This window comes from Leptospira broomii serovar Hurstbridge str. 5399, assembly GCF_000243715.2.
In the GTDB taxonomy this organism is placed as follows: domain Bacteria; phylum Spirochaetota; class Leptospiria; order Leptospirales; family Leptospiraceae; genus Leptospira_B; species Leptospira_B broomii.
The window spans coordinates 191,767-204,409 of the sequence record NZ_AHMO02000011.1; the positions used below are offsets into that span (position 1 = coordinate 191,767).

Annotated in this window: 7 protein-coding genes; 4 read left to right on the plus strand and 3 right to left on the minus strand. The window is 44.8% G+C overall.

The features are described 5' to 3' along the window. Window positions 1-19: 19 nt before the first annotated feature. A complete protein-coding gene (uvrA, locus tag LEP1GSC050_RS18285; protein ID WP_010569802.1) occupies window positions 20-2,854 on the minus strand; it encodes an excinuclease ABC subunit UvrA in 2,835 nt (944 codons plus the stop codon). A 125-nt stretch (window positions 2,855-2,979) separates the two neighbouring features. Here uvrA and LEP1GSC050_RS18290 point away from each other — a divergent pair, with 125 nt between their 5' ends. Next, on the plus strand, window positions 2,980-4,704 hold the full coding sequence (locus tag LEP1GSC050_RS18290) for a S49 family peptidase (RefSeq protein WP_010569803.1): 1,725 nt from the start codon (window positions 2,980-2,982) through the stop codon (window positions 4,702-4,704). Here LEP1GSC050_RS18290 and LEP1GSC050_RS18295 read toward each other — a convergent pair. Both LEP1GSC050_RS18295 and LEP1GSC050_RS18300 read right to left on the minus strand, forming a co-directional pair. Continuing rightward, window positions 4,701-5,651 carry an L-threonylcarbamoyladenylate synthase gene (locus LEP1GSC050_RS18295; protein WP_010569804.1) on the minus strand — a complete coding sequence of 317 codons (951 nt, stop codon included), beginning with the start codon at window positions 5,649-5,651 and terminating at the stop codon, window positions 4,701-4,703. The genes LEP1GSC050_RS18290 and LEP1GSC050_RS18295 overlap by 4 nt on opposite strands. Further along, the gene (locus LEP1GSC050_RS18300) at window positions 5,638-7,248 is read right to left on the minus strand and encodes a glycosyl hydrolase family 18 protein (RefSeq protein ID WP_040911977.1); all 1,611 of its coding nucleotides are present in this window, start codon (window positions 7,246-7,248) and stop codon (window positions 5,638-5,640) included. Before LEP1GSC050_RS18300 ends, LEP1GSC050_RS18295 begins: the two co-directional genes overlap by 14 nt. A gap of 152 nt (window positions 7,249-7,400) precedes the next feature. Here LEP1GSC050_RS18300 and LEP1GSC050_RS18305 point away from each other — a divergent pair, with 152 nt between their 5' ends. From LEP1GSC050_RS18305 to LEP1GSC050_RS18320, 3 genes are all read left to right on the plus strand, one after another. After that, window positions 7,401-8,102 carry a queuosine precursor transporter gene (locus tag LEP1GSC050_RS18305; RefSeq protein WP_010569806.1) on the plus strand — a complete coding sequence of 234 codons (702 nt, stop codon included), beginning with the start codon at window positions 7,401-7,403 and terminating at the stop codon, window positions 8,100-8,102. Window positions 8,103-8,710: 608 nt separating this feature from the next. Continuing rightward, window positions 8,711-10,228, plus strand: a complete 1,518-nt coding sequence (locus LEP1GSC050_RS18315) for a 2-isopropylmalate synthase (protein ID WP_040911979.1) — start codon at window positions 8,711-8,713, stop codon at window positions 10,226-10,228. A 147-nt stretch (window positions 10,229-10,375) separates the two neighbouring features. Beyond that, entirely contained in the window at window positions 10,376-12,400 is a 2,025-nt protein-coding gene (locus LEP1GSC050_RS18320; RefSeq protein WP_010569809.1) for an oxidoreductase, read from the plus strand. Window positions 12,401-12,643 lie beyond the last annotated feature (243 nt).

Genomic DNA, 12,643 nt, shown 5'->3' on the forward strand with positions numbered 1-12,643 from the left:
CGAGACGGGTCTACCATATTTATCCCGCTTTTTTACCGCTTGTTCCCATTACCTTCTTAAGATATTGGCCCGTAAAAGATTCCTTGATTTTTACTACTTCCGTAGGAGTTCCTTCGGCGATGACTCGCCCGCCTCCGTCTCCTCCTTCCGGCCCCATATCTATAATCCAATCCGCCTGCTTAATCACGTCTAAATTGTGCTCGATTACGATCATGGAATTCCCACGATCGACTAGCGTATGCAATACCGTCATTAGATGACGAACGTCTTCAAAATGTAGTCCGGTAGTAGGTTCGTCCAAAATATACAATGTTCTTCCGGTGGGACGTTTGGAAAGTTCCGTTGCAAGTTTGATTCTTTGGGCTTCTCCTCCCGAAAAAGTGGTTGCGGGTTGTCCCAATCTGATATAACCGAGACCGACTTCTTCCAGAGTTTCCAGCTTTCGTTTGAGAGCCGGAATATTTTCGAAGAATTTCACAGAATCTTCCACCGTCATTTCTAGAATCTCGTAGATGTTCTTTCCCTTGAATCTAACTTCTAACGTTTCCTGATTATAGCGTTTTCCCTTGCAAACATCACAGGTAACGTACACATCCGGTAAAAAATGCATTTCGATCTTGAGAATTCCGTCACCTTCGCAGGTTTCGCAGCGACCGCCGCTCACGTTAAAACTGAATCTTCCGGGAGAATAACCTCTAACCTTCGAGTCTTCTAATCCGGCAAACATATCTCGCACGACGGTGAATAAACCGGTGTAGGTCGCCGGATTGGAGCGAGGAGTTCGACCGATCGGCGATTGATCGATATTGATGATCTTATCGATTTCTTCCAAGCCCGTAATTTTTTCGTGCTTGCCCGCAATGGTGCGCATTTTCATCACTTTATGAGCCGCGGCATTATATAAAATATCATTAATAAGAGTGGATTTTCCGGAGCCTGAAACTCCGGTTATCAGGACCAATTTTCCCAGCGGAATATCCACATTAACATTCTTTAAATTGTTTTCTTTAGCGCCGACAATTTTGATTTTTTTCCCGTTTCCCGAACGAAGAGAATCGGGAATCGGAATAAACGCTTTTCCGGAAAGATATTTTCCGGTTAGGGAATTTTTATTCTTAGCAACATCCTCAGGAGTTCCGGCACAGACTACGGTTCCGCCATGAACTCCGGCACCTGGGCCCATATCGATAAGCCAATCCGCCTCTTCCATGGTTTCTTGGTCGTGCTCAACGACAAGCACCGTATTTCCAAGATCCCGCAGATCTTTCAACGTATTGACTAACTTCGTGTTATCTCTTTGGTGAAGTCCGATCGAAGGCTCATCTAGAATATACAAAACTCCCTGAAGTCTAGATCCTATTTGAGTTGCCAATCGAATCCTCTGAGCTTCACCTCCCGAAAGAGAACCGGCGGACCTTTCTAAGCTAAGGTAGCCGACTCCGACATCATTTAAAAAGGTCAATCGTTGCTGGATCTCCTTCAAGATGGGCTTAGCGATGATCTCCTCGCTGCCTTTCGGCTTCATAGATTTAACAAAAGCCAATGCTTTTTCCACGCTAAATGCGGAAAACTTATCGATGGTTAAATCGTTCACTTCCACCGCTAAAGTAACCGGTTTCAAACGTTTTCCATTGCAGGCAGGACATGCATGATTTGTCATGTACCCTTCCAGAATCTGCCGTCTGGATTCGGACGCTTCTTTATAACGTCTCTTTAAATTCGGAATGACTCCCTCGAATTCTCTGCTGAATTCATAATGGGAATTCTCTTTTCTAAAATCGTAATCTATCTTTAAGTTTTTATCCCCGTACAATACGGTCTTTCTGACTTTCTCCGGTAAATTCTTCCAAGGAGTATTATAATCGAATTTTAGCGTTTTAGCCATAGAATGTACGGTTGTTAAAAACCAGTAACTATTACTTTTTGAACCCGCCCATGCCTCGATACAACCTTCCACAAGGGAAAGCTCCGGATCCGAAACCAAGAGATCTTCGTCGAATTCCAATAAACTCCCCAAGCCGTCGCAAGTTTCGCAGGCTCCATACGGAGAATTAAATGAAAATAATCGGGGAGAAAGTTCTGGAATTGATTCTTCCGGATGATTCGGACAGGAAAGTTTCTGAGAAAAGATGTGATCTTTCTTTCCGTCATCTACGATTAAAGTTCCTTCCGATTGTTTTAATGCAGTTTCCACCGAATCTGAAAGTCTTGGCCGTATTCCGTCCTTCATTACGATTCGATCCACTACGATCTCGATGGTAGCCTTGAAACTTTTTTTGAAGGTAATCTCCTCATCCAGAGTTCTGATTTCCCCGTTGATCCGAACCCGATTAAAACCGTCTTTTCTAATCTTATCGATAATATCTTTATGTTCGCCCTTTTTCCCCGATACGGCCGGTGACATCAATTGAAGCTTGGTTCCCTCCGGATAAGCAAGTATTCGTTGGGTGATTTGATCGATGGAAAGAGATTGGATCGGAGTTCCGCAAATCGGACAATGGGGTTTGCCGATCCTCGCGTATAATAGGCGGAGGTAATCGTAAATTTCAGTTACCGTTCCGACCGTGGATCTGGGATTACGATGAGTGGTCTTCTGCTCGATAGAGATGGCCGGCGATAAACCTTCGATTAAATCAAGATCCGGTTTTTCCATCTGGCCTAGAAATTGCCGTGCATATGCGGATAAGCTTTCTACATATCGTCTTTGACCTTCCGCGTAAATAGTATCGAATGCAAGGGACGATTTACCTGATCCGGACAATCCGGTTACGACGACGAGCTTATCCCTTGGAATATCCAAATTGACGTTTTTTAGGTTATGCTCTCTCGCACCGCGTATCCGAATATGATCCAAATTCGTACCCTCTTACATTTCAGAGAAAATAGTATTCCTTAGACTGAAAAGCGGTTTTCCTGCGTTAAAAATCCGTTTTCTGTTCTCCCCCGAAAAAATACATTGGTCGGCAAAAGGATTCAAGTATGCTTCGCCAGATCGTTTCGCTGATTTTTCTACCCTTCCGCATTTTATTACAATTCTGGAGAATGCTGATTTATCGCTTTCGCAAAGGAGATCATTTCTTTCTCGAAGTTCCTTCGACCTTTTCCTACGAGAGAAAATCTCTTTTCGTAAGAATGCTAGTTTCGAAGGACGAAACCCCATTCTTCATCGATTTCCTTTTAGGATTGCGCGCTCTCTCATTAGTTCCCGGATTAAAAAAAGTTTCGTTTCTCTTCGAAGCGCCGGAATACGGTTTCGGAGAGGCCTGGAATCTATGTAAATCGATTCAAACTTTGAATGAGAAAGGAATCGCGACTGCAGGATTTTCTTTAGGAGGCGGGACAAAATCGTTATTGCTCCTTTCTTATTGCAAAGAGCGATACGCTAGTTCTGCCTCGGAGTTTTTTCCGACCCTTCCTTCCGCCGAACCGTATTTTTTTGGAGATGCGGCAAAAAAGGCCGGTGTCGGCGTAGAAACGTATGCAAGCGGCGCGTTCAAATCTTTCGGAGAAACATTCCAGCGATCCTCGTTCTCCGCTCCGGCTAGAAAGAACTTGGAAACCTTATTAAAGGACCAGAATGAGTTTCTCAAAAAATCCTTTTTAGAAACTTCCGGACTTCCCTTATCCGTTCTCGAAGAACCCATTATTAGCGCTGAAGCTTTGCTCAAAGCGAAATTTCTTACCGACTTGCTGGAAGAGGACGAATTCCAAGAGAATTATTTGCACGAAGGATACATGCGGGAGGAAGAAGCGGAAAAATCCGGGACTCCTAATTACAGAGGATTTACCGCCAAAGGACTTCGTCTCCATTCGAAATTACAACAATTCAATCTCGTCTCCAAATCACTTCCGATTCTAGCGATTTTACCTATCCAGGGAAACATATTACCCGATCTAGGTCGAGAGGAGGAATTCCGTTCCAGACAGGTATCATATCGTTATTATCAAAGTTTATTAAAAGAATTAAAGGACGATCCTAAAGTAGCTGCGGTCGTTTTGGAAATGAACTCTCCCGGCGGTTCGGCGTTGGTGTCCGAACTACTCTATCGCGAAATTCGAAAGCTCGCCGAAAAAAAACCGGTGTTTACTTACGTACTGAATGTGGCGGCTTCCGGGGGATACTATCTAGCCTGCGGTACCGAGGAAATTCACGCGACTCCTTATTCTATTGTCGGATCCATAGGAGCGGTCATGCTTCGATTCGATCTAAAAGGATTGTACAATAAACTCGGAATTAAAAAAGAGCGAATCTCATTCTATCCGTACCGAGATATACTTTCGGAGTACGGAAAATTGGGAGCGAAGTCTTCCGCATTCTTGAAAAAAGAAGTTTCCCGATCTCGTGATTTATTCTACTCCCGAGTAGCTGAAGCGAGAAAGACCACGGATGCCGAATTGGAATCAAAATGGGGGGAAGGACGAATCTTTTTAGGTCAGACATTCTTGAAAGCCGGATTCTTAGATTCGTGCTCATCCTTTTTAGAACTACTCGAGCGGATCAAAGAAAAAGTAAATCTTGCTAAAATGGATGTGAGATATTTGCCGGGAACTTACACCTGGAAGGATTTAATCCAGGAAATGAAACCGAGTCTTTCTTTTGCAGCTCTAGATTATTTTGGATCTTCTCCTAAATCTAAGAACCTCTTAAAAAAGCAGGAAATTCTTTATTTTTCAGAGGCTGCGTCCGAACTCTCACGGCACTAAGTTCGGGAACCTTCAGAGGCTTTTCTAATTCGATTTAGTAGGGCCTCCTTCCCGGCTTCGTTTGCCGGCGGGAAACAGTACGCCTTGCGAATTCCTTTCTTATCGCAATCCCGGAAGAAGGAATATAATTCCCTCATATACCCGAAGTTATCGTTCACCCGAACTGCAAACGCCCAGTCGTCGATATCAATTCCGATACCGATCGCAGCCGAATTCTGTTCCGGCAAAGGATTCGATTGAACAAAATAAACCTCGCATTCAGGAGCGTAGTGTTTGTATTTTAATCCGGGACTCATCGGTTGAGCCTGGGTAGCCCTATCACCCACCGATGCCAGATTCGGTAAAACCCGACTTAACTCTTCGACGCCGTACAGCCCTGGACGAAGTAATCTGGGCGGGTCAACCGAAAGGTCCACAACCGTTGATTCCAAGCCGATCGTCGGTTCATCCCCCTGTAGGATTAAATCCACTAACCCGTCAAACTCCTCTACTGCATCTTCATATCGAGTGATTGAAGGTCGGCCGGAAAGATTTGCTGAAGGAGCTGAAACAGGTCCGCCAAAATCGGAGAGCATTTCCGCACATAGTTTATGCGCAGGGACTCGCACTGCAATCGTGCTTAAACCGGTTGAATAAACGGACTCATCTTTTTTCCGCAAAATAATGGTGATCGGTCCCGGCATAAATTGCCTGATTATTCGATATCCGTCCTCGGTGATATCGGCGATCTCTGCAATTTGTTCCGGGTTTGCAAGATGAACTATGAGAGGATTGTCGGCAGGTCGATTTTTAATTTTATAAATTTCGAGGCAGGCAGAAAGATTACGAGAATCGACTCCCAATCCGTAAACCGTTTCGGTGGGAAACAGAACGATCCCGCCCTGGCGTAAAATCTTTGCCGCCAAGGAAGGATCTTTCGTAAAAGTTGTGGATTTACTTTTTGACAAGTTCCTGGGTATTTTTCGCTTCTTCCTGATCCTGTGCTTCCTCCGGCGGAGACTGCTTTACATCCGGATTCTTAGGTTTGGTTTGGACTTTGGGTACCGGAGGAAGTTTATTGGTTACTAATAATTCCAAATAAGTGCTTATGCCGGGATCGTTATCCGACAGAAGTTGCCAGAAAGAAAACCCGCCTATATCATAGGAACGTAATAGAGTCATTTTCTCTTCGAAAGCTTTACGATTCATGAAGAACGCGACTCTATCGCAACCTTCCGATTTATACCAGATACTCGGATCTTCGTACGTTTTTCCTTCGTGAACCCAACTGAATTTAGAGAGATTCGTCCAAGTCCCCGAATTCTTATTCGCCGCCATAACCTGATCGATATTCGTAGGCTGATGAGTGACTCCTAACTGCTGGCGCTTTAATGCATCGGACCAATAAACGGATTTAATTTTGGAGTTACAATTCAAAGCCCAATCATATCCGTATGTCGGAATTGCCATATAAAGTTTTTTAGATGGGACTCTTTCCTTCGCATATTCGATGATATTGCGAATCCAAACGTTAGGCGCTTGAGGACCCGGACCCGGATTTCTGTATTTACGGGGATGAAGTTCGTAGGCCATAACCTTAATTCGGTCGGCATGTTGCGCAAGGAATGCATAGTCGTGAGTCATAGGTCCTCGCCAATTCTCGGCGAAATCCATTTTAATTTTTTCTTTCAGACCCTTACACGCTTTCAGACCGCTTTTTTTAGCGGCAGTTTTTGGATGCACCGCTACGGAAAGAATTTTTCCTCGTTTGTGGATTTCATTGGAAAGAAGAACGATAAATTCTTCGAATTTTTCCTTCTTCTCACAGGACATTCCTTCGTAATCGATATCGATTCCGTCGAAACCGTAAGTATCCACTTCGTACAATATATTCTGAATATGTTTATCGCGAATATCGTTCCTACCGTTTAGGCCGATATTCTCGGAAATTTTCTCGTTCTTATTTTCCCAACGAAAAATCGTAGGAATGATTTTCACTCTCGGGTTTAGATTACGAAGTTCCGCGACTCGAGCATGCTTTTGGGAGGCTCCCCAAAGTGAATATAAATCTCCGTTATTGGTTTCTCTTCCTTTAAAACCGTAAATAAAAGGATGAATTTCATTGTATAAATGAACGGTCTTTTTCATGGCCTCGTAATCGGAAAACCAAGTAGAAGCTCGAAAGGACACGTCATCATCATTCGCGGGTAGGGACGGTTTGCCATCCGAATTCTGAGTTTCTGCGTGAGAAGTTTCTGTCGGAAAAAAATCCGTAGAATTCCACCATTTACCCACGGATTCCCAGGCGCTCGGGCCCACGGGGGACTTCAGACTCGGATTAGCTAGTTGTATTTGCGAGCTCTCCGAAGTAAGGACGGATTTGGAGACTTCCGATCCGGACGATTTGGTTTTTAGCGCCTGTAATCCTAAATAAAAAGAAACGCCCGAAAGACAGAGCCAGGCTACGCTTACAAATGCGGTTTGCCAAACGGGAGTTTTTTTCGGCGGGAAGGGAACAGGACGGCTAAGTCCCTCAGGTGTGGTTTCTTCTTCGTTAGATTTCATTTGAGCTCTATGTATATATCGAATCGCGGAGGCAAAAAGTAAAGCACCGACTGCTTTCCAGTGATTCTTTGCAAGTCCAGATGTCAAATCTTTGTCCGACGGAGCGCCTTTCTTTGATTGACAGCTAGAAAATTCGGAAAAAATTTCCTTCGATGCAATTCCATCGGCCTTTTAAACTTTATTTTGTACTCAGCGCCTTGTTTCTTACCTTTCTTTTAATGGCGGAAGTGACCGGATCGAAGTGGATCCAAGCGTTAGGATTTACGATGACCATCGGAGTGATTCCGTTTCCGGTCACATTTATTGTAACCGACCTCTTGAACGAATATTATGGACGACGAGGAGTCCGTTATCTGACGCTCGTAGGGATGCTGATGATCGTTCTGGCCTATTTTCTTCTTCAAGTTGATATGAATATTCCCGCAGTAGGGAATTCTCCCGTAGACGACCATTCCTTTCACACCGTTTTTACGAATACCGGACAGGTAATCGCTGGATCGGTGATCGCGTATCTTATCGGACAGCTAATCGACATACAAATCTTTCATTTGATTCGCAAAAAAACTAAAAACCGGTTTATTTGGCTTCGAGCGACAGGTTCAACGATAGTCTCACAATTATTGGATTCTTATGTCGTTATTTTCGTGGCATACTGGGGACAATACGAGTTCGGCGTCCTAAATTCAATTTCTTCCACGAACTTCGTATATAAAATGGCGATCGCGATCGCTATCACTCCGATTATTTACCTTTCTCACTCAATCATAGAGAAGTATCTTGGAGAGGAGGCACATAAAATGGCGGAGCATGCGTTGAAAGAAGGTCGAGAAGACGCACAACCCTTCCCTGGATGAAGGGAGAAGTCGGAGTTTTTGTATTCCCCACCCGTCTGGGTGGGGGCCGGATCGGTGGTACCCACGCTCCCAGCTTTCGTCTCGGTATCAGAATTACGGGATTAAGTCCATCTCTTTCTTGTTTAGATTTTGTAGGAGCTCCTGCACCCTAATCTGGAACCGTTATTCCGCAAAATACAGCCATATTCGATTTCCCCAGGGATCTAAAAAAGAGACGTAAGAGTCTAAATTCGTTTCCAGTAAAAAACCCCGTTTGAGCAAATCAGAAGAGAATTCCGAATACTGAAGTCGAGAAATCTTCCAGATTAAGGTGCCAATGGAAACCGGACATTCATCAGTATCACGGCTAAATATGACCAAATTATTCTTCGAAAATAAAACTTCTGCATGTCCTAGTTTTGCAATAAGGACCTCACCCCGGAAAAGATCGGCATATAAAGAGGACGCCTCTATACAATCGGAGGCTCGAAAGCTGGAAGCATAGAATTCAGGCGAATTCATATTAGCCTTTGTCTAATTTACGAGGATTTAAGGCAATCCGCACTCGATTAAATGGGTTTACGGCTGGATTTGGAAGAGAATTTTGGAACCAAGGAAACGAGAACGGCATGAACCCTAATCTGGATTACGTACGCATCTTTGATACAACTTTAAGAGATGGAGAGCAATGCCCCGGAGCTGCAATGAGCGAAAACGAAAAAATCGAGATCGCACTTCATTTAGCTCATATGAATATAGATGTGATCGAAGCCGGATTTCCTGTCTCTTCTCCAGTCCAGTTCCAAGCTGTGGAAAGAATCTCCAGGGAAGTGGAAGGTCCGGTTATCGCGGCATTGGCCCGCGCCATGCGCGGAGACATAGAGGCTGCGGCGAAAGCGGTTCGACCCGCTAAAAAACGAAGGATTCATACATTCATAGCTTCCTCTCCCATTCACATGAAATTCAAACTCGGAAAAGATCCTTCCGAGGTTTTAAAGATGGCCGTTGAAGCGGTCAGAATTTGCAAAGATTTCGTTGATGACGTCGAGTTTTCACCGGAGGATGCAACCCGTTCCGAACGCGAATTCTTGCGGGAACTCTGTGAAGCGGTTATCGAGGCCGGTGCGACTACGATTAATATTCCCGATACTGTCGGCTATACGACCCCGTATGAATACGGAGATCTATTCCAATTTCTGATTCAGAAAGTAAAAGGATCTGAAAAAGCGATTTTTTCCGCCCACTGCCACAACGACCTAGGATTGGCTACCGCAAATAGCCTCTCTGCAATTCGAAACGGAGCCCGCCAAGTCGAATGCACCGTAAACGGAATCGGTGAGCGAGCCGGAAACACGGCTATGGAAGAAGTTATCATGTCCCTTCGCACCCGTAAGGATACATTCGGAGTCCAGACTCGAATTCATACCGAGGAAATTGCAAAAGCTTCTTACTTAGTAAAAACCATAACCGGTATGGTCGTCCAACCGAATAAAGCCATTGTCGGCGCGAACGCTTTTGCGCACGAATCCGGAATTCATCAAGACGGGGTTTTAAAAAATCGCGAGACCTACGAAATCATGACTCCCGAATCGGTAGGAATCCACTCAAACAGGATGGTGCTAGGTCGGCATAGCGGTCGTGCCGGCTTTAAAGATAGAATTATTCGTTTAGGTTTCGAACCCCAAGCCGACGAATTGGAAGCGGCTTATCTTCGGTTTTTAGAAATCGCCGATCGTAAGAAGGAAGTCTTCGACGAAGATATTCGCGCGCTCTTCGCGGATGAATCCAGAAAATCGTCCGAAGACAAATACGTATTAGAAAGTTTTCATGTAACGACCGGAACCAAAAGTACGCCTACCGCAAGCATCCGACTTTCCATTCGAGGGAATATTAAGGAGGAATCCGCGACAGGTGACGGTCCCGTAGATTGCATATTTAAGGCTATTCAGAAAGCAACGGTATCCGACGCGCAACTATCTCGTTTAGTGATATCTCCGGTAACCGAAGGACAGGACGCATTGGCAGAAGCATCGGTAACTTTGGAAAGACATGGAGAACGAGTAGTCGGTAAGGGAAGCTCGACGGATATCATCGAAGCCTGCTCTCAAGCCTATATCTCCGCTTTAAATCGATTTTCAATAAGCTAAGATTCCTTCAAATCGCAGCAACTCCTAACAAATGACGTTCGGTAAGGTTTTTCGCGGAAGAAAAACCGTTGCGGGATTTTTGCGCAATTAAATATTCTATAAGTAGAACACTCGTTCTGTTTTTGAACGAGTAAGGAGAACGTCCCTATGTCTTCTTTAGACACCTCCTCCATTTTTCGTCCGATATCATTAGGATCGGAAACGATTCCGAATCGAATTATAATGGGCTCCATGCATTTAGGATTGGAAGGCCTACCTCAAACTGCGGACCGAATGACTGCCTTTTACGGCAAACGTTTCGAAGGCGGGGTCGGATTAATCACTACGGGTGGAATCGCCGTCAATGCGGAAGCAAAAGGCTCGAATATCTTTTTCGATTTTCAAAAAGAGGAAGATTGCAAAGAGCTAGAACGAGTTGCCTTGGCGCTAAAACCGCAGGGAATTTTTTGCGCTCAACTCTTTCATGCCGGCAGATATTCTTATCACAGAGAGCTTGTAGCGCCCTCTCCCTTAAGAGCGCCGATTAATCGATTTATCCCCAAAGAATTATCGACCGAAGATGCTTGGAGAACGATTCGAGATTTTGGATCTTCCGCTCTTCGAGCCAAACAAGTAGGCTTCCGAGCTGTGGAAATCATGGCGTCGGAAGGATATTTAGTAAACCAATTCTTTTCGGAAGTAACGAATAAGAGAACGGACGAATTCGGCGGTTCTCCAGAAAATAGAAGACGATTTGCAATAGAAGTAATGAAGGAAGTTCGAAAGCAGGTTGGAGCCGGATATCCGATCATCGTTCGTATGTCGGGTATCGATCTAATCCCAGGAAATCCTACGTTTGAAGAGGTCGTTGCGTTAGGAAACGAGCTTAAAGCAGCAGGTGCGGACGCTTTGAATATCGGAATCGGTTGGCACGAATCTAGAATTCCGACGATCTCACAATTAGTTCCGAGAGGCGCTTGGGCAAAGATTGCGGGAAAAGTGAAGGCTGCCGTTCCCGGAATTCCGATCATTGCTTCCAACAGAATCAATATGCCCGAGACCATCGTTCAGGTTCTCTCGGCAAACGAAGCTGATATCGTGAGTATGGCACGTCCCTTTCTTGCCGATGCGGATATCGTAAATAAAATCCAAGCGAATGAAACCGAGAGGGTAAATACCTGTGTCGCCTGCAACCAAGCTTGCTTAGACCACACATTTAAGGAAGAAATGGTATCCTGCTTAGTGAATCCATCCGCCAACCGAGAGATGGAATGGAAAAAATTACCGCAGGCTAAAAAACAAAAAGTGGTCGTTGTGGGTTCCGGTCCGGGAGGAATGGAGTCGGCTAGAGTGGCGGCACTGAGGGGTCACGAAGTCATTTTACTGGAGGCTTCAGATAAACTGGGAGGACAACTAAACCTTGCGGCATCGATTCCAGGTAAGTTCGAATTTTTTGAAACCGTCCGCTATTTTAAAAACGAATTGCCGAAGGTCGGAGTGAATATTCGACTCAACACTCGAGCTGACCTATCTCTCCTAGATTCTCTTAAACCTGATGCAGTTATCTTCGCGACCGGTGTTTTACCGCGTGATCTGAAACTACCCGGCTTAGAAAAGAAACCGCATGCCAGCTACGTGGAATTCTTAAACGGAACCTTTAAACCGGGAAAATCCGTCGCCATCATCGGAGGAGGAGGAATCGGCGTAGACGTCGCTCATCGATTGACCGAGGAGAAAGATCCCGATATTCCTTCCTATTTTCACCGCTACAATGTGGGGTCGTATACTCAAGCCCATATTCTACCGGAAAAATCGGACCGCAAAGTTTCCATCCTAAGACGAAACGGAAAGGTCGGAGCCGGACTCGGACAAACTACTTCTTGGGCACTATTGCAAGAACTTCAATCCAAAGGTGTGGAATTCCTTTCTTCCCTCACATATAAAGAGGTAAATGAAAAAGGATTGGTCATCGAAAGCAAGAAGGAAGGCGAAAAGACATTAGAATGCGATACGATTATTCTCTGCGCAGGTCAAGTCAGTGACGCCTCACTTTATGAATCGTTCCGCAAAGATAGGCCTTCCATTCCTAGCTACCTAGTAGGCGGAGCAAAAGACGCTTCCGGAATCGACGCAAAACGAGCGATGCTCGAAGGTTATCTAGCTGCAACTCGGATCGGTGTGGAGCAAAACTAAACGATAGGTCGAAACCATTTCTAATGAGCGATGCAATGGAGATCGCTTTGTCGAATTTATTTGGAAATGGTTTCGTTTTTCGTAAGTCGAATAGTAACGGTCCTTTTTCCCGTTTCAATCCATTCGATTTTACTTAAACTAGGGTGGCACAAATCGCTACTTTTCCTTAACGAAAAACTGAAATCCTTTTGCATTCGATCCGTATTTAAGAAGAACAAGTTATAAATTTCTCCTTCGAATAAT